Source organism: Aquitalea aquatilis (assembly GCF_005155025.1).
GTDB classification, from domain to species: Bacteria; Pseudomonadota; Gammaproteobacteria; order Burkholderiales; family Chromobacteriaceae; genus Aquitalea; species Aquitalea aquatilis.
In genome coordinates this window covers 4272173-4290184 of sequence record NZ_CP039731.1, presented here as the reverse complement: position 1 = coordinate 4290184, position 18012 = coordinate 4272173, and the positions used below count along the sequence as shown (strand labels likewise).

Here is an 18012-nt window from a genome sequence, read left to right as displayed (position 1 = left end):
CATGAGCGCAGCCGCCGGCAGAAAAATAAGAATCGTGGTAGTGGATGATTCCGCGCTGATCCGCAGCCTGCTCACCACCATCATCAACGAAGCCCCCGATATGGAGGTGGTGGCGACTGCATCCGATCCCATCGTGGCGCGCGAGCGTATCCGGGAAACCAGCCCGGACATGATCACCCTGGATGTGGAAATGCCGCGCATGGACGGGCTGGAGTTCTTGCGCCGGCTGATGCGGCTGCGCCCGACCCCGGTATTGATGATTTCCTCGCTGACCCAGTCCGGCTCGGAAACCACGCTCAGTGCGCTGGAACTGGGGGCGGTGGATTTCCTGCCCAAGCCGACGCTGGATGTCAGCAACACCATGCAAAGCTACGCCGACGACATTCGCGACAAGATTCGCATGGTGGCGGCTGCCCGCCTGCGCCGGCCGTCGCTGTTTGCGGCAAGTTCTACCGCTGCGCCGCCGCGCGTGGCACCGGCCTTGCTGCGGCAAAATGCCATCATCGCCGTGGGCGCTTCCACCGGCGGCACCGATGCCATCAAGGAATTTCTGGAAAAGCTGCCGGCAGGCAGCTCGCCGGTATTGATCGTCCAGCACATGCCGGAAGGCTTTACCCTGTCTTTTGCCCGGCGGCTGGACAAGCTGTGCGCCATGCAGGTGAAGGAGGCCGAAGATGGCGAGCCGCTGATGCGCGGCGTGGCCTATGTTGCCCCCGGTCATTCGCATATGCGGCTGGGCAAGGGGGCGCAAGGTTTTGTCATCTGCCTGGATCAGAGCCCGCCGGTCAACCGGCACCGGCCATCGGTCGATGTGCTGTTTGCTTCGGTTGCTGCGCTGGCGGCGGCCCAAACGGTGGCGGTCATCATGACCGGCATGGGCAAGGATGGCGCGCTGGGCATGTTGCAGTTGCGGCAGGCCGGCGCCACCACCTTTGCCCAGGACGAAGCCAGCTGTGTGGTATACGGCATGCCGCGCGAGGCCGTAGCGCAGGGCGGGGTGATGCATGTGCATCCCTTGTCGCAACTGGCCGACAAGGTAATGGACTGCCTGCGTCTGCCGCATGACAGGGCGGCCCCGTGAGCTATTCCGACCAGCCCTCCGAGCGTCTCTACTTCGACCGCCAGTTCCAGATCGACGCCATCAAGATATTGCCGGGCGAGTACTTCGCCACCCGCCAGCCGCTGATGCTGACCACGCTGCTGGGCTCCTGTGTCGCCGTCTGCCTGATGGACCGCCACGCACGGGTGCATGGCATGAATCACTTCCTGCTGCCGCAAGGCAGTGACTGGCATAGCCAGACCAGTGTGCCCGCGCGTTTTGGCGTCAATGCCATGGAGTTGCTGATCACCGACATGCAAAAGCTGGGGGCGCAGCGCCACCGGCTGGAGGCCAAGGTATTTGGTGCCGGCAATGTGCTGGAGGGCATGTCGGTGGTGAATATCGGCGAACAGAACAGCGAATTCATCCGCGCCTATCTGCGCAGCGAGCAGATTCCGGTGCTGGCGGAAGACTTGCTGGGCAGCTTTGCCCGCAAGGTGTTTTTCTTTCCGGACGAGGGCCGGGTACTGGTGCGCAAGCTCAAGGGCAGCCGCACTCTGGTATCGAAGGAAGCGGCTTACCGGCAGCGGCTGGACCGCCAGACTGCCTCCCAGCCCAGCGGCGATATCGACCTGTTCATCTGATTCAGTCGCGCTGCAGATGGGGCAGCTTGTTGGTCACCTCTGCCCAGTCGGCATGGTCGGGCAGTGGCGGCTTGCTTTGCGACAATACCGGCCATTGCTGGGACAACTCGGCGTTCAGCCGGATGTACACCACCTGTTCGGCTGGCACATCGTCTTCGGCATAAATGGCCGATACCGGGCATTCCGCCACGCACAGCGTGCAATCTATGCACTCCTCAGGATCGATGGCGAGAAAGTTCGGCCCCTCATGAAAGCAGTCCACCGGGCAGACATCCACGCAGTCGGTGTATTTGCATTTGACGCAGGCATCGGTTACAACGTAGGCCACGTTTGATTCCTCCTGATAATGGACAATCTGCTGCCGCAGGGTGTCCCGGGCATGCCGCAGGATGCTGCCGGCAGCCTTGCCGGTGGATGGATTATTTCCGAGTAATACGCTCAAGTATTATCAACCAAAAAACAGCGCATTGTGGCGCAATCTGCATTCTCATCGCCGAAACCTTTTGTCATGCCAAGCATTCCCTATCGTGGCCGTTTTGCCCCCAGTCCCACCGGCTTGCTGCATGCCGGCTCCCTGATGACCGCCGTTGGCAGTTATCTGGAAGCACACCGCCGTGGCGGCGAATGGTGGGTGCGCATGGAAGACCTGGACCCGCCGCGCGAAGTGGCCGGCGCTGCCGACGACATCCTGCGCACGCTGGAGGCTTTTGGTTTTGAGTGGGATGGCGAAGTGGTGTACCAGAGCCAGCGGCATGGGCTGTATCAGGCGGCCTTGCAGCAGCTGATCGAGGCCGGGCTGGTTTATCCCTGCACGTGTTCGCGCAAGGAAATCACCAGTGTCGCCCGGCGTGGTGTGGATGGTTATGTCTATCCCGGCTGGTGTCGGGCCGGCTGTCGCAGCCAACGCGACAGCCATGCCTGGCGCTTGCGGGTGGATGAGCCGGAGGTGGGCTTTGTTGATCGCCTGCAAGGGCCGTATCAGCAGCAGCTGCCGCGCGATATTGGCGATTTTGTCCTGCTGCGGGCCGATGGCTACTGGGCCTACCAACTGGCGGTGGTGGTAGACGATGCCGCGCAGGGCATGAGCGATATCGTGCGCGGCGCCGACCTGCTGGTGTCCACACCACGGCAGATCCATGTGCAGCGCAGCCTGGGGCTGCCCACGCCCACTTACTGCCATCTGCCCTTGCTGGTGAATGCGGCGGGCGAGAAGCTATCCAAGCAAACGCTGGCCCCGGCCATTCATGCCGCCGATGTCAGCCGCGAGCTGCGTGTGGCGCTGTGCCGGCTGGGTCATGTTCCGCCTGCCGAATGCCAGAGCGCGGCCGAATTGTGGCAGTGGGCCAAGGCCAACTGGTCGCTGTCGCGCGTGCCGGCTGGCCCCTGTCAGTTGTAAGCGCAACCCCCCAGCCTGTTTCCTGTCATGCTCGCCTTCTGTCGGGCATATCGCCATCGGCATGTTGACCATGTAGCGGCCGCGATGGCCTGCGGTGTTGCATGCAAGGCGCTGCTTGCCGTGGTTTTTCCTGCTGCTCCGTGCTGGCTTGTCATTCTTGCGGATTATCTATTTGATTTATCACATGGAGTTTGTCTGTTAAACAACCTACATCGTAATAGGCAGTAGCGTTTCTGGTGTTTCCGTCCGGTATCTGCACAGATCAGTTTTGCCGGCCATTTTCAAAACAGCGACATGGAATTACATATGCGAAAATAATACATTTACAAAATAATTAAATACTAATATAGTGAAGCTCATACAGAACACGTTCTTTAACAGCTTCGATTTTCGGCCTCGATGGAGACAAGACCATGAGCGAGACCAATGTAAAAAAAGCGGCACTGGGCGTGTGGATGTGTACCGCACTGGTGGTGGGTAATATGATCGGTTCCGGTGTATTCCTGCTTCCCGCTTCTCTCGCCCCCTATGGGGGGATGTCCCTAATTGGCTGGGCAATTACTTCGGCTGGTGCCATTTGTTTGGCGCTGGTGTTTGCCCGGCTCTCCGCCATGATTCCCAAAGAGGGTGGCCCTTATGCCTATATCCATGCCGGCTTTGGCGACTTCGCCGGCTTCTGGATCGCCTGGGGTTACTGGATAGCCCTGTGGGCAGGCAACGCCGCACTGGCGGTGGCCGCCACCAGCTATATGCAGGTTTTCTTCCCGCAACTGGGGCATGACAACTTGCTGGCCGCTGCATTTTCCATCGGCCTGATCTGGACCGTTACCTGGATTAACAGCCGGGGCGCACGCAGTTCCGGGTTGGTAGCCATCGTGACAACACTGCTCAAGCTGTTGCCATTGGCCGCCGTCACCTTTATCGGCTTCTTTTACATGCAGCCGGAAAACCTGGTGTTCAACCCGCACGGCAAGCCTTTGATGAGTTCGGTTTCCGCCACCATGGCGCTCACCTTGTGGGCGTTTCTGGGGCTGGAGTCCGCCTCGGTACCCGCTGGCGATGTGGTGAACCCGAGCAAGACCATACCGCGGGCCACCGTCATCGGCACCCTGCTGGCCACCGTGCTGTACATCCTGTCCACGGTGTCGCTGATGGGGGTGATGTCGCCAGCCATGCTGGCCAACTCGCAAGCCCCGTTTGCCGATGCCGCCCGCCTGATGTGGGGCGACTGGGCCTACTGGGTGGTGGGGCTGGGTGCGGTAGTGTCCTGCTTTGGCGCACTCAATGGCTGGAGCCTGATGCAGGCGCATGTCCCGCATGCCGCCGCCAAGGACCAGTTGTTTCCCCGCCGCTTCGGCCAGACCAACCGCCAGGGCGTGCCACTGTTTGGCCTGTTGTTGTCCAGCGGCCTGGTTACCGTGCTGCTGGCGATGAAATACGCCGGCGGGGAGGGTGGGGTGAAGATTTTTGAATTCATCATCCTGCTGGCCACGGCCACCACCTTGCTGCCCTATGCCTTCTGCTCGATGGCGCTGCTGGCCATCATGTTGATGAACAAGGGCAAATACACCCGGCGTGATTTCACCGCGCCACTGATCTTTTCCACCACGGGCTTTCTTTACGCGGTATGGGCACTGTTTGGTGCTGGTGCCGAGATTGTGATGTGGGGGATTTTGCTGCTGATGCTGGGTTTGCCTGTGTATGTCTGGCAAATCAAAGAACGTTACGAGACCGAAAACTGAAGCCAGCCTTTTGCTTTTCACTCCTTTCCGCAAGGAAGGGAGTGTACGGAAAAAGGTTTATACGATTACTTATCTGAAAGGATTCATCATGACCGGCAAATTTGGTGTTCATTCCGAATGCGGCAAGCTGCGTAGCGTGATGGTGTGCCGTCCGGGCCTGGCCCACAAACGTCTCACCCCCGACAACTGCCACGACCTGCTGTTCGATGACGTGATCTGGGTTGAACGCGCCCAAAAAGACCACGCCTTCATGGTTGAGCAAATGCGTGCGCGCGGCATCCACGTGATCGAAGCCCACGACGCCCTGGCCCAAGTGCTGGACGACAAGGCCGCCCGTAGCTGGCTGCTGGACCGCAAGGTCAAGGCCGACAATGTGGGGATCGGCATGCTGACCGACCTGCGCAGCTGGCTGGACGAAATGCCGTCTACCCAACTGGCCGAACATCTGATCGGTGGTATTGCCAAGTTTGAACTGCCGTTTGACCCGAAAGGCCTGTTCGGCGGCTATCTGGACCAGTCCGAATTCGTCATCCCGCCGATTCCGAACAGCCTGTTCCAGCGCGACCCGTCCTGCTGGATCTATGAAGGCGTGACGCTGAACCCGATGTACTGGCCGGCTCGCCGTCAGGAAACCCTGATCCTGCAATCCATCTACCAGCACCATCCGTACTTCGCCGGCAAGGTGAAAGTATGGTGGGGCGACTGTGACAAGAACCACGGCCCGGCCACGCTGGAAGGCGGCGATGTGATGCCAATCGGCAACGGCGTGGTGCTCATCGGCATGGGCGAACGCACCAGCCCGCAAGCCGTGGTGCAAGTGGCCAAGAGCGTGCTGGGCAAGGAAGGCGGCGCCACCCGCGTCATCGCCTGCCAGATGCCCAAGTCGCGTGCTGCCATGCACCTGGACACCGTGTTCAGCTTCCTGGATATCGACCTGCTGTCGGTGTTCCCGGACGTGGTCAACGAAATCGTCTGCACCAGCATCTATGCCGGTGACAAGGAAGGCGAAATCCGCTTCGAACGTCACGAAGGCGTGGCCTTCACCGAAGTGGTCCGTCAGGCACTGGGCCTGAAAGAAGTGCACATCATCCAGACCGCTGGCGATGCCTACCAGCGCGAACGCGAACAATGGGATGACGGCAACAACGTGGTGGCACTGGATCGCCGCGTGGTGGTGGCCTACGACCGCAACACCCATACCAACAAGCTGATGCGTCAGCACGGTGTGGAAGTGATCGAGATTCCGGCCTCCGAACTGGGCCGTGGCCGTGGCGGTGGTCACTGCATGACCTGCCCGATCATCCGTGACGAAGTGAAGATCTAAGTCGCTGCACCAGCAGCAAACCAAGCACATCAATATCGCCCGGTGGCGTTGGCCCAAGCCCGCCACCCGGCACCGAAACAAGGAGTGTTACCATGGCTTTCAATCTGCGCAACCGCAATTTCCTCCGCATGCTGGACTTCACCCCGCGCGAAATCCGCTACATGCTCGATCTGGCCCGCGACCTGAAACGCGCCAAGTACACCGGCACCGAACAGCAACACCTGAAGGGCAAGAACATCGCCCTGATCTTTGAAAAGACCTCCACCCGTACCCGCTGTGCTTTCGAAGTGGCCTGCTACGACCAGGGCGCCAACGTTACCTACCTCGGACCGTCCGGCTCGCAGATCGGTATCAAGGAATCGATGAAAGACACCGCCCGCGTACTGGGCCGCATGTATGACGCCATCGAATACCGTGGTTTCGACCAAGAGATGGTCGAGAACGAACTGGCTAAATTCGCCGGCGTACCGGTTTACAACGGCCTGACCGACGAATGGCACCCCACCCAGATGCTGGCCGACGTGCTGACCATGTGGGAAAACAGCGACAAGCCGATCTCGCAAATCAGCTACACCTACCTGGGTGACGCCCGCAACAATATGGGCAACTCCCTGCTGGTAATCGGCAGCAAGCTGGGCATGGACGTGCGCATCGGCGCCCCGAAACACCTGTGGCCGACCGACGAGCTGGTAGCCGAATGCCGTGAAATCGCCGCCAAGACCGGTGCCCGCATCACCCTGACCGAAGATGCCGCCGAAGCCGTCAAGGGCACCGACTTCATCCACACCGACGTGTGGGTATCGATGGGCGAACCGGCCGAAGTCTGGGCCGAACGTATCCGCCTGCTGAAGCCTTACCAAGTGAATGCCGCGCTGATGGCTGCTGCACAGAACCCGCAAGTGAAGTTCATGCACTGCCTGCCGGCCTACCACAACAGCGAAACCAAGGTAGGCAAGGAAATTGCCGCGCAATACCCGGACCTGTCCAATGGCATTGAAGTGACCGAAGACGTGTTCGAGAGCGAAGCCTGCATTGCCTTCGAGCAAGCAGAGAACCGCATGCACACGATCAAGGCCATCCTGGTCGCCACCCTGGGTGACTGAATTCCGGGCGTCTGACGGCTGCGCCTTTGCATCCCGGTGGTCGGCGCTGCGCGCTGTCCTCATGGACTTGATGTCCACTGCGGCAGCTGTGCTGCGGCGCTCACCGGCCTGCTGTGGCTCGCTCGCCAGCCACCTCGGAATGGGCAAGGTGGCAAAGCCCTGCTGCGTTGTTGCGCCGCCTTGCCGTACGACCTGTACTGTCTGCGGCGGCGCGCCTGGCAGCAGGCGCTACGCTGGCTTTGCTGCCTCGCCAGAGTGGAATCAGTCTTCAGCGACAGCGGAATGGGCAAGGTAGCAAAGCCCTACCGGATTGCCAGTCATTGAAGTCTGACAGCCACACCGTTTTACCCTCCGCGACGGCACACCCCTGAAGCCGTGGAGTGGCCCGAGATCCGGCCCCCCCTCACTCAGCCGGATCTCACCCCCATCCCGGCCCCGTCTTCCCTCGGGCAGACCGGCCACCACATCAAAAATCAGATGGACTGCCCAAGCAGGCCGTCAACGCCGCCACCCCAAGCACAGCGGGGCGGGGCAGGAAAGGAAACACCATGCGAGTCGTCGTAGCCCTGGGCGGCAATGCCCTGCAACGTCGTGGCGAAGCCATGACCGCTGACAACCAACGCGCCAACGTCAAAGTGGCCGCCGAACAACTGGCCGCCGTCACCCGCCTGGGCCACAACCTGGTGATGTGCCACGGCAACGGCCCGCAAGTAGGCCTGTTGGGCCTGCAAAACGACGCCTATGCCCGCCACGTCGATGGCAAGGTCACTCCGTATCCGCTGGACGTACTGGGTGCGCAGACCGAAGGCATGATCGGCTACATGATCGAACAGGAACTGGGCAATGTCCTGCCGTTCGAAGTGCCGCTGGCCACCATTCTGACCCAGACCGAAGTGGACGCAGCCGACCCGGCCTTCCAGAACCCGACCAAGTTTGTTGGCCCGGTGTACAGCAAGGAAGAAGCCGAAGCCATGGCCGCCAGCCACGGCTGGACCGTGAAAGCCGATGGCGACTACTACCGCCGCGTGGTGCCGAGCCCGAAACCGAAGCGCATCTTCGAAATGCGCCCGATCAAATGGCTGATCGAAAAAGGCGCCGTAGTGATTGCCGCTGGCGGCGGTGGCATCCCCACCATGTACCAGGGCGACAAGCTGGTGGGCGTGGAAGCCGTGATTGACAAAGACCTGGCCTCGGCCCTGCTGGCCCGTGAAGTGGACGCAGACTACTTCGTCATCGCCACCGACGTGAAGAGCGTGTTTGTTGGTTGGGGCACCCCGGAAGCCAAGGCCATCCGTCACGCCCACCCGGACGAAATGGACAAGCTGGGCTTTGCCGCCGGCTCGATGGGTCCGAAAGTGGAAGCCGCCTGCGAGTTTGCCCGTCTGACCGGCAAGCGTGCGGTGATTGGCGCGCTGGAAGACATCGAGAAGATCGTGAAGGGCGAAGCCGGCACCATCATCTCGACCGAGAAGACCGGGACCGAGTGGTACTGAGCTAGGGCGCTAAAACACCTGCTGCTGCGTTGCGCCGCCTTGCCGTACTGCTTGTACTGTCTGCGGCGGCGCGCCTGGCATCAGGCGTTTTACGTGTAGTGCACAAGGGCTGCCATGGCAGCCCTTGTTTGTGCTTGTCACGAAACGATGATTGTTAACGAATATATTGTGACAATTTTATTTTTCGTAAATTTTCGATATTGAAAATTAAGCAGAAACAACAGGATAAATCGCTTTGTCTGAAGATATTCTCGGCTTGCCTTTGCCTGTTTCTGCAACGATAATCGCCGCATCATGCAGGAGAGAGCGGTCAGCAAGACCGCCGCCGAAGGCGCAAGCGCACCCGCAATCGCTCAGGCAAAAGGACTGCATCATCGGATATCACGTATCTGCTTTACTCTGGAGAGCGCTGCCCATCGAGGTAGCCACCGAAGGGGCTAACGGCGGCTGAAAACGCCCGCCGGAAAATCTCAGGTGTCAGGACAGAGGGGTGTTGTACAAGACAGGCAAAACACCCCCTTTGCAAGGACGCACAGATGACGGCCCCGAAACGTACCCCCCTGTTTGACGCTCATGTCGCCGCCGGCGCCAAGATGGTTGATTTCGCCGGTTGGGAAATGCCCATCCATTATGGCTCCCAGCTGAAGGAACATGAGATCGTGCGCAGCGACGCCGGCATGTTCGATGTGTCCCACATGACCGTGATCGACATCAGCGGCAGCGACGCCAAAGCCTGGCTGCAACAACTGATCGCCAACGATGTGGCCAAGCTGCCCTTCGAAGGCAAGGCCCTGTATTCCGGCATGCTGACCGAACAGGGCACCGTGGTGGACGACCTGATTGTCTACCTGACTTCCTATGGCTACCGCATGGTGGTCAATGCCGGCACCACCGACAAAGACCTGGCCTGGATGGATAGCCACAAGGCCGGTTTTGATGTTTCCCTCAATGTCCGCCGCGATCTGGCCATGCTGGCCGTGCAAGGCCCCACTGCCATTGCCAAGGTCTGTGCGGTCAAGTCGCAACTGGCCGATGCCATTCAATCACTCAAGGTATTCCAGGGCTTGCCTGCAGGCGACTGGTTCTTTGCCCGTACCGGCTATACCGGGGAAGACGGTCTGGAAATCATGATTCCGGCCGGCGAAGCCATCAACTTCTTCAATGAACTCGTTGCCGCCGGCGTAGCCCCCATCGGTCTTGGCGCACGCGATACCCTGCGTCTGGAAGCCGGCATGAACCTGTACGGCCACGATATGGACGAAACCGTGTCGCCGCTGCAGGCCGGCATGGGCTGGACCATTGCCTGGGAACCGGCCAGCCGCGATTTCATCGGCCGCAAGGCGCTGGAAGCCCAGAAAGCCGCCGGTGTGCCGATGAAGCAGGTTGGCCTGGTGCTGGAAGGCCGTGGCGTGCTGCGTGAAGGTCAGAAAGTGGTGGTAGAGGGCGTGGGTGAGGGCATCATCACCAGCGGCACCTTCTCGCCCACCCTCAAGCATTCCATTGCCATTGCCCGTGTCCCGGCCGCAACCGGCGACAGCGCGCAGGTGGATTTGCGTGGTACGCTCACCGCTGTCCGCGTGGTGAAGATGCCGTTCGTGCGCAACGGCAAGAAAGTTTTCAACTGAACACTGGCTCGGGCGGCCAGCGGCTGCCCGCACCGACATCGCATACTTAGTGGAGATAGAGTCAAATGAGCATTCCTGCCGACCTGAAATACGTTGCCAGCCACGAATGGCTGCGTCTGGAAGCTGACGGTTCCGTAACCGTGGGCATTACCGAACACGCACAAGAGCTGCTGGGCGACATCGTGTTTGTCGAGCTGCCGAAAGTGGGCGCGCAGCTGGCTGCTGAAGAGCAAGCCGGCGTAGTGGAATCGGTGAAAGCCGCTTCCGATGTGTACGCTCCGATTGCCGGTGAAATCCTGGAAGTGAATGCCGAACTGGAAGCCGCCCCCGAGCTGGCCAACAGCGAGCCCTATGCCGCTGGCTGGTTCTTCAAGATCAAGCCGGCCAATGCCGCTGATCTGGACAGCCTCTTGGATGCTGCTGGCTACGCCAAGGAAATCGGCGCCTGATCGCACGGTAAAAAAGCCTCGTGATGCACACCATCGCGGGGCTTTTTCACTTTCAGAACTTGCTCAATATCTGCTGGGCTAATAGATATGGGGCGATACGGTGTTAAAAAGATTTACGGAATGCGCATTTACGCTATGTAAATTCCGCTTCCCCATTTTTTATCGATCGTTTTCGCCTTGTCTCGCTCTAGCTCGCGAGATCTTGAATGGATTCTCAGGTACAGCTCTTCATTACCGGACACCCCCATGACACTTGCTTCCCTGTTTAATCGCAACGAATTCATTGCCCGCCACATCGGGCCTTCCGATGCCGAGCGCAGCGACATGCTGGCCGAAATCGGTGCTGCCTCGCTGGATGATCTGGTCGCCCAGACCCTGCCGGCCGACATTCGCCTGAACCGCCCGCTGGACCTGCCGTCCCCGGTGCCGGAAGCCGAAGCCCTGGCCGCGCTGAAAGATGTGGCCAGCCGCAACATCGTCAACAAATCCTTTATCGGCCTGGGTTACTACCCGGTGCTGACTCCCACCGTCATCCTGCGCAATGTGCTGGAAAACCCGGGCTGGTACACCGCTTACACCCCGTATCAGGCGGAAATCGCCCAGGGTCGCCTGGAAGCGCTGCTCAACTACCAGCAAATGGTAATGGACCTGACCGGGCTGGAAATGGCCAATGCCTCGCTGCTGGATGAAGCCACCGCCGCCGCCGAAGCCATGGCCATGGCGCGCCGTGTGTCCAAGAGCAAGTCCGAGCAGTTCTTTGTCGACAGCCGCGTACTGCCGCAAACGCTGGATGTGATGAAGACCCGTGCCAAGTATTTCGGTTTCGAGCTGGTTTCCGGCCATCCGGAACAGGCCGGTAATGGCGACTACTTTGGCGCGCTGTTCCAGTATCCGGGTGAAGCGGGCGACCTGTTCGACCTGACCCCCTACATTGCCGCCATCAAGGCCAAGGGTGGGGTAGCCGTGGTGGCTGCTGACATCATGGCGCTGGTGGCGCTGAAGTCGCCGGCAGAAATGGGTGCCGACGTGGCCATTGGCAATACCCAGCGCTTTGGCGTGCCGATGGGCTACGGTGGCCCGCACGCTGCCTACTTTGCCTTCAAGGACGAGATGAAGCGCTCGGCCCCGGGCCGTATCATCGGTGTTTCGGTGGATGCCAAGGGCAAGACCGCGCTGCGCATGGCACTGCAAACCCGCGAGCAGCACATCCGCCGCGAAAAGGCCAACTCCAATATCTGTACCAGCCAGGTACTGCTGGCCAATATCGCCGGCATGTACGCGGTGTACCACGGTGCCGAAGGCGTGCAGCGCATTGCCAGCCGCATCCACCGTCTGGCCGCCATCTTCGCCCATGCGGTGAAGAGTGCCGGTGGCAAGCTGGTATTCGACCGCTTCTACGACACGGTACAGGTGGAAGCGGCCAATGCCGACGCCATCTACGCTGCGGCGCTGGCTGCCGGTTACAACCTGCGTCGCGTGTCCGCCACCGTATTGGGCGTCGCCTTCCACGAAGCGGCTACCGAGGCTGATCTGGCCGCGCTGATCAAACTGTTTACCGGCAAGGATGCCGACATCGCCGCGCTGGATGCTGCCGCTGCCGATGCCATCCCGGCTGGCCTCAAGCGTGAGTCCGCCTTCTTCACTCATCCGGTGTTCAACACCCACCACAGCGAGCACGAGATGCTGCGCTACCTGAAGAAGCTGGAAAACCGCGACCTGGCGATGAATCACTCGATGATTTCGCTGGGCAGCTGCACCATGAAGCTGAATGCCACCAGCGAGATGATTCCCATCACCTGGCCGGAATTCGCCAATATGCACCCGTTTGCCCCGCGCGATCAGGCTGCCGGTTATCTGCAACTGATCGACGACCTGCAAACCCAGCTGAAAGCCATCACCGGTTTTGACGCCATCTCCATGCAGCCCAACTCCGGCGCGCAGGGCGAGTACGCCGGCCTGCTGGCCATCAGCCGTTACCACGAAGCGCGTGGCGAAGCTCAACGCAATATCTGCCTGATTCCGCAATCTGCCCACGGTACCAACCCGGCTACCGCGCAGATGATGAATATGCAGGTGGTGGTGGTGAAGTGTGACGAGTCCGGCAACGTCGACGTGGCCGACCTCAAGGCCAAGGCCGAACAGCACTCGGCCAATCTGGCCGCGCTGATGATTACCTACCCGTCCACCCACGGTGTGTTCGAACAGCCGATCCGCGAAATCTGCGACATCATCCACAGCCACGGTGGCCAGGTGTATATGGATGGTGCCAACCTGAACGCCCAGGTCGGCCTGTGCCGCCCGGCCGATATCGGTGCCGACGTGTCGCACATGAATTTGCACAAAACCTTCTGCATCCCGCACGGCGGTGGCGGCCCGGGCATGGGCCCCATCGGCCTGAAGGCGCATCTGGCACCGTTCATGGCCAACCATGTAGTGGCTGAAGTGCCGGGTGCGCTTGCCGGGCAGACTGCGGTTTCCGCTGCGCCGTTTGGCTCTGCTTCCATCCTGCCCATCTCCTTCATGTATATCCGCATGATGGGTGCCGAGGGAATGAAGGCAGCCACCGAAAACGCCTTGCTGTCGGCCAACTACATGGCCAAGAAGCTGGGCGAGCACTTCCCGGTGCTGTACACCGGTGCCAATGGCCGCGTGGCGCACGAGTGCATCATCGACCTGCGCCCGCTCAAGGCCGCCAGTGGCGTGACCGAGGTGGATGTGGCCAAGCGCCTGATGGACTACGGCTTCCACGCGCCGACCATGAGCTTCCCGGTGCCGGGCACGCTGATGATCGAGCCGACCGAATCCGAGCCCAAGGCCGAACTGGACCGCTTCATCGCCGCCATGACCGCCATCCGTCAGGAAATCGACCAGGTACAAAACGGCACATGGCCGGCGGACAACAACCCGCTGCGCAATGCACCGCACAGCAAGGCCGATATCGCTGGCGACTGGGAGCGTCCGTACAGCCGCGAAACCGGCCTGTTCCCGCTGCCGTACGTGCTGGAAAACAAGTTCTGGCCGAGCGTGAACCGTATCGACGATGTGTACGGTGACCGCAACCTGGTGTGCAGCTGCCCCAGCACCGACAGCTATCTGTAAGCCAGCCGTCCGGGTCACCGCCCGCCGCTTCTGCAAAAACCCCGCGCTTGCGGGGTTTTTTTGTGGGTGGGCCGGCAACGGCGCAGGTTTTTCCATGATTAACAGCTTGTTTTGTTCTGGAGCAAATGCTCTATGCGCTGGATTCGTTAATCTGCATCAGTTGTTTGTCATGAAGGTATTTCGATGGTGAGCAAATAAATGTTAAAGAAGCGAGATTTATTTTAAGGGCAGGTCTTAAAAAACAGCAGTCGCATGGCGGATGGTTGCTAGAATAGCCGTCCTTCCACTGCCGGGGAGGGTGAAATGAACGCGACGGCAATATTCATGTTTGGGCCAGGTTGAAAGTCGCTATGCTGCACGAGCTAACACAGCTTACTGAAGAAACGATGGCACGCTTTGCCTTGCTGGCACGGCTGCGGCATCCGGTATGGGTGTTCGATATCGACCAGCAGCGGGTGTTCTGGGCCAATGCGGCAGCACTCAAGGTATGGGATGCCAGCAGCCTGGATGAACTGCGCGAGCGCGATATGGGCTGCGACATGTCCGAGTCGGTAGCCCGCCGGCTGCGTCAGTATCAGAGTGACTTCGAGCGTTTCGAGATGGAGTTTTCCGAATCGTGGACGCTCTACCCCAATGGCAAGCCGCGCAGCCTGCAAGTGGTGTTCACCGGTCTGCGGCATCAGGGCCGCATGATGATGCTGTGTGAGGCACTGGGCGAATTGCAGGCCGACCCGAATACCCTGCGCAGCGCCGAGGCGCTATTGCACTTGCCGGTGCTGATCACCCTTTATCAGACGGATGGCCCGGCCTTGTACCGCAATCCGGCCGCGCGTGAGAAAGTGGTCGATCCTGCCGAGTGCTGGCAGGCGCATCTGATTCATGCTGCCGACCGCGAACTGTTACAGCTGCAATTGCAACAGCAGGGCAAGGGGCGGCTGGTCGCCCAGGTGATGACCCGCCATGGCGAGCGCTGGCACGAAGTGTCGGCACGCCATTGTCGCGATGCGGTGTCCGGCGAAGACGCCGTGCTGATCAGCGAGGTGGATGTCAGCGAGCTGAATGATGCCGAAGCCCGCGCCCGTTACCTGGCCATGCACGACACCCTGACTGGCCTGCCCAACCGCAATTTCGTGTTGCAGAGTTACCCCACGCTACTGCAGCAGGCCAAGCGCCAGGGCTGGCAAGCGGCCTTGCTGTGTATCGATCTGGACCGTTTCAAGAATATCAATGACAGCCTGGGCCATGCCTTTGGCGACCTGCTGCTGGTGCAGATGGGCGAGCGGCTGAAATCGCTGCTGACCCCGCAACAGCAACTGGCACGGCAGGGCGGGGATGAGTTCCTGGTGCTGCTGTGCGCGCCGCAAGTGCAGGAACAGGCCGCCACGCTGGCCGCTGCCATTGTCGAGGCGCTGGCGCGGCCGCTATGGTTGCGCGGACAGGAGGTCCGGCTAACGGCTTCGGTTGGCATCAGCCTGTGCCAGGATGGGGCCGAGGATATCCAGGGCCATATGCGGCATGCCGATCTGGCCATGTATAGCGCCAAGGATGCCGGCCGCAACGGCATCCAGTTCTATGATCAGGCGATGGACGCTCGGGCGCGCACCCGCCTCGCCCTGGAGTATGAAATCCGCCGCGGCCTGGAAAACGGCGAATTCGAAGCCTTCTACCAGCCACGGGTGGATTGCTTCAATGGCCAAATTGTTGGGGCCGAGGCGCTGGCGCGCTGGCGGCATCCTGAGCGCGGCCTGTTGTTTCCCGACAGTTTCATCCCGGCCTGCGAGGAAAGTGGCCTGATCCGCGAGCTGGACCGCCAGATACTGGCGCAGGTCGCCACTCAACTGGCCAGCTGGGAAGCGCAGGGCAGGGTGTTGCAGGTGTCGGTCAATCTGTCGGCCAGCCAGTTTGGTGATCCGGCGCTGCCGGATGCCTTGCAGCAGATTCTGCAAGCCAGTACCTGTCGTGCTGCGGCCATCGAACTGGAAATTACCGAATCGCTGCTGCTGGCGCATGACCAGAACACGCTGGATACGCTGGCCAGCTTGCGCACCATGGGTTTTGCCATCGCCATCGATGATTTTGGCACCGGCTATTCCAATCTGGCCTATTTGCAGAACTATCCCCTCAACACCCTGAAAATCGACCGTTCCTTTATTTCCGGTTTGCCACAAAGCTCGGCGATTCCGGAGCTCATCACCAGCTTGTGTCGGATTCTCTCGCTGAATATGGTGGCCGAAGGCGTGGAAAACCACGCTCAGCTGGACTGGCTGCGCCAGCAGGGTTGCCAGCAGTATCAGGGCTATCTGTGCAGCCGGCCACTATCGCTGCCGCACTTCAACGAATTGCTGGAGCACAGCACCGCCCCGGTCTGATGACGATGGTGAATAAGCTTAGCGGGAATGCGTCATTTGATTTTGCCGCATCTTCCCTTAAGCTGATGTCCAGGCGGGGCCCCGCAGCATAGCGGCCTTCCCCCGCATGGAGACCAACATGACTCTGCGAACCCTCGCGCTGGCCCTGACGCTGGCCAGCCCGCTGGCGCTGGCCGCCAAACCGCTTACCGTCTGTACCGATGCCAATCCGGAAGGCTTCGACGTGGTGCAGTACAACTCGCTGGTGACCACCAATGCCTCGGCCGATGTGCTGATGAACCGGCTGGTGGAATACGATGCGGCCAGCCGCAAACTGCAGCCTGGGCTGGCTTTGGCCTGGCAGGTGAGCCCGGACGGCCTCAGCTACACTTTCAAGCTGCGCCCGGGCGTGGCGTTTCACAGTACCGACTATTTCAAACCCACGCGCAAGCTCAATGCCGACGACGTGGTGTTTACCTTCCAGCGCATGCTCAACCCCGAGCACCCCTGGTACAAGACGGCGGCCAATGGCTACCCGCATGCCCAGTCCATGCAGCTGCCCAAGCTGATCAAGGCGGTCAGTAAGCTGGACGACAACACCGTGCGTTTCGAGCTGAACTACCCCGAGTCCACCTTCCTGTCCACGCTCAGCATGGGTTTTGCCTCCATCTACTCTGCCGAGTATGCCGGCCAGCTGCTGGCCGCGGGCAAACAGGCCGAGCTGAACAGCAAGCCCATCGGCACCGGGCCGTTCGTGCTGCGCAGCTTCCAGAAAGACAGCGTGGTGCGCTACCAGCCCAATCCGGCTTACTGGGGCGCCAAGCCCAAGGTGTCGGCACTGGTCTATGCCATTACCCCGGACGCCACGGTACGGGTGCAAAAGCTGAAAGCCGGCGAGTGTCAGCTGGCCCTGTCAGCGAAGCCGCAGGATGTGCTGGCAGTGAAGGACGACAGCAAGATCCGCGTGCTGGAAACGCCTGCCTTCATGACGGCCTTCGTCGCCATCAACAGCCAGCACAAGCCCTTTGACAACGTACTGGTGCGCCAGGCGGTCAATCTGGCTTTTGACAAAAACACCTATCTGAAAACCGTGTTCGATGGCACCGCCACCGCCGCCACCCTGCCTTACCCGCCCAATACCTGGAGCTATAACAAGGCCATCAAGCCTTATCCGCAAGACCTGGCACGGGCGAAAAAACTGCTGGCACAGGCTGGTTTTGCCAATGGTTTTGACACCACCATCTGGGTAAGGCCAAGTGGCAGCACGCTCAATCCCAACCCCAAGGCCGGGGCGGAACTGCTGCAGGCCGATCTGGCCAAGGTTGGCATCCGGGCGCAGATCAAGGTGATCGAGTGGGGCGAACTGATCAAGCGTGGCAAGGCTGGCGAGCATGATCTGCTGTTCATGGGCTGGGCTGGGGACAATGGCGACCCGGACAATTTCCTCACCCCGCAGTTTTCCTGCGCGGCGGTACAGTCTGGCACCAACTTCGCCCGCTACTGCAACCCGAAACTGGACAAGCTGATTAGCGACGGCAAGAAAACCAGCGATTTCGCCCAGCGCAGCAAGCTTTACCAGCAAGCGCAAAAGCAGATCAGCGATCAGGCCTTGTGGCTACCGCTGGCCCACCCCACTGCTTATGTGCTGGAGCGCAAGGAAGTGGCCGGCTTTGTCGCCAACCCCTTCGGTCGCGTCAATTTCGGTACGGTGAGTGTGCAGTAGGCATATGCGCAGACAGAAAAAGGCAGC

13 protein-coding genes and 2 riboswitches are annotated in these 18012 nt (G+C 60.4%); of the genes, 12 read left to right on the top strand and 1 reads right to left on the bottom strand.

Annotated elements, in window-relative coordinates; all coding sequences use genetic code 11:
- Position 1: 1 nt before the first annotated feature.
- Together FAZ30_RS19890 and cheD are read left to right on the top strand one after the other, a co-directional pair.
- Positions 2–1081: a protein-glutamate methylesterase/protein-glutamine glutaminase gene (locus FAZ30_RS19890; protein ID WP_124644925.1), complete on the top strand. Its 1080-nt coding sequence runs from the start codon at positions 2–4 to the stop codon at positions 1079–1081.
- Positions 1078–1683, top strand: coding sequence for a chemoreceptor glutamine deamidase CheD (gene cheD, locus FAZ30_RS19885; RefSeq protein WP_124644926.1), 606 nt, complete (start codon positions 1078–1080; stop codon positions 1681–1683). Before FAZ30_RS19890 ends, cheD begins: the two co-directional genes overlap by 4 nt.
- A gap of 1 nt (position 1684) precedes the next feature.
- On the opposite strand, the gene fdxA is transcribed toward cheD, so the two are convergent.
- The gene (fdxA, locus tag FAZ30_RS19880) at positions 1685–2125 is read right to left on the bottom strand and encodes a ferredoxin FdxA (protein ID WP_425456381.1); all 441 of its coding nucleotides are present in this window, start codon (positions 2123–2125) and stop codon (positions 1685–1687) included.
- Positions 2126–2191: 66 nt separating this feature from the next.
- On the opposite strand from fdxA, the gene gluQRS reads away from it, so the two are divergent.
- The 10 genes from gluQRS (at position 2192) to FAZ30_RS19830 (ending at position 17985) form a co-directional block, all read left to right on the top strand.
- The gene (gene gluQRS / locus FAZ30_RS19875) at positions 2192–3079 is read left to right on the top strand and encodes a tRNA glutamyl-Q(34) synthetase GluQRS (protein ID WP_124644927.1); all 888 of its coding nucleotides are present in this window, start codon (positions 2192–2194) and stop codon (positions 3077–3079) included.
- 413 nt (positions 3080–3492) lie between these two features.
- The gene (locus FAZ30_RS19870) at positions 3493–4821 is read left to right on the top strand and encodes an amino acid permease (RefSeq protein ID WP_124644928.1); all 1329 of its coding nucleotides are present in this window, start codon (positions 3493–3495) and stop codon (positions 4819–4821) included.
- Between the two features lie 88 nt (positions 4822–4909).
- The gene (locus FAZ30_RS19865) at positions 4910–6145 is read left to right on the top strand and encodes an arginine deiminase (protein ID WP_137010098.1); all 1236 of its coding nucleotides are present in this window, start codon (positions 4910–4912) and stop codon (positions 6143–6145) included.
- 92 nt (positions 6146–6237) lie between these two features.
- Positions 6238–7248 (top strand): ornithine carbamoyltransferase, encoded by a 1011-nt coding sequence (locus tag FAZ30_RS19860; RefSeq protein ID WP_124645613.1) that lies wholly within the window; start codon positions 6238–6240, stop codon positions 7246–7248.
- A 548-nt stretch (positions 7249–7796) separates the two neighbouring features.
- Complete coding sequence (gene arcC, locus FAZ30_RS19855; RefSeq protein ID WP_124645612.1) at positions 7797–8741, top strand: carbamate kinase; 945 nt, start codon at positions 7797–7799, stop codon at positions 8739–8741.
- A gap of 287 nt (positions 8742–9028) precedes the next feature.
- Positions 9029–9120: riboswitch (glycine riboswitch) on the top strand.
- A 10-nt stretch (positions 9121–9130) separates the two neighbouring features.
- Positions 9131–9237: riboswitch (glycine riboswitch) on the top strand.
- A gap of 40 nt (positions 9238–9277) precedes the next feature.
- Positions 9278–10366, top strand: a complete 1089-nt coding sequence (gene gcvT / locus FAZ30_RS19850) for a glycine cleavage system aminomethyltransferase GcvT (protein WP_124641929.1) — start codon at positions 9278–9280, stop codon at positions 10364–10366.
- A 65-nt stretch (positions 10367–10431) separates the two neighbouring features.
- Positions 10432–10815 carry a glycine cleavage system protein GcvH gene (gene gcvH / locus FAZ30_RS19845; protein ID WP_124641931.1) on the top strand — a complete coding sequence of 128 codons (384 nt, stop codon included), beginning with the start codon at positions 10432–10434 and terminating at the stop codon, positions 10813–10815.
- A gap of 246 nt (positions 10816–11061) precedes the next feature.
- On the top strand, positions 11062–13914 hold the full coding sequence (gcvP, locus tag FAZ30_RS19840) for an aminomethyl-transferring glycine dehydrogenase (RefSeq protein WP_137010097.1): 2853 nt from the start codon (positions 11062–11064) through the stop codon (positions 13912–13914).
- A 386-nt stretch (positions 13915–14300) separates the two neighbouring features.
- On the top strand, positions 14301–16283 hold the full coding sequence (locus tag FAZ30_RS19835) for a putative bifunctional diguanylate cyclase/phosphodiesterase (protein WP_137010096.1): 1983 nt from the start codon (positions 14301–14303) through the stop codon (positions 16281–16283).
- A 118-nt stretch (positions 16284–16401) separates the two neighbouring features.
- Positions 16402–17985 (top strand): ABC transporter substrate-binding protein, encoded by a 1584-nt coding sequence (locus FAZ30_RS19830; protein ID WP_137010095.1) that lies wholly within the window; start codon positions 16402–16404, stop codon positions 17983–17985.
- Positions 17986–18012: the final 27 nt, after the last annotated feature.

Coding starts and splice junctions, on each gene's coding strand:
- FAZ30_RS19890 (WP_124644925.1), top strand. CDS start 2: ATGAGCGCAGCCGCCGGCAGAAAAATAAGAATCGTGGTAGTGGATGAT.
- gluQRS (WP_124644927.1), top strand. CDS start 2,192: ATGCCAAGCATTCCCTATCGTGGCCGTTTTGCCCCCAGTCCCACCGGC.
- FAZ30_RS19870 (WP_124644928.1), top strand. CDS start 3,493: ATGAGCGAGACCAATGTAAAAAAAGCGGCACTGGGCGTGTGGATGTGT.
- FAZ30_RS19865 (WP_137010098.1), top strand. CDS start 4,910: ATGACCGGCAAATTTGGTGTTCATTCCGAATGCGGCAAGCTGCGTAGC.
- FAZ30_RS19860 (WP_124645613.1), top strand. CDS start 6,238: ATGGCTTTCAATCTGCGCAACCGCAATTTCCTCCGCATGCTGGACTTC.
- arcC (WP_124645612.1), top strand. CDS start 7,797: ATGCGAGTCGTCGTAGCCCTGGGCGGCAATGCCCTGCAACGTCGTGGC.
- gcvT (WP_124641929.1), top strand. CDS start 9,278: ATGACGGCCCCGAAACGTACCCCCCTGTTTGACGCTCATGTCGCCGCC.
- gcvH (WP_124641931.1), top strand. CDS start 10,432: ATGAGCATTCCTGCCGACCTGAAATACGTTGCCAGCCACGAATGGCTG.
- gcvP (WP_137010097.1), top strand. CDS start 11,062: ATGACACTTGCTTCCCTGTTTAATCGCAACGAATTCATTGCCCGCCAC.
- FAZ30_RS19835 (WP_137010096.1), top strand. CDS start 14,301: ATGGCACGCTTTGCCTTGCTGGCACGGCTGCGGCATCCGGTATGGGTG.
- FAZ30_RS19830 (WP_137010095.1), top strand. CDS start 16,402: ATGACTCTGCGAACCCTCGCGCTGGCCCTGACGCTGGCCAGCCCGCTG.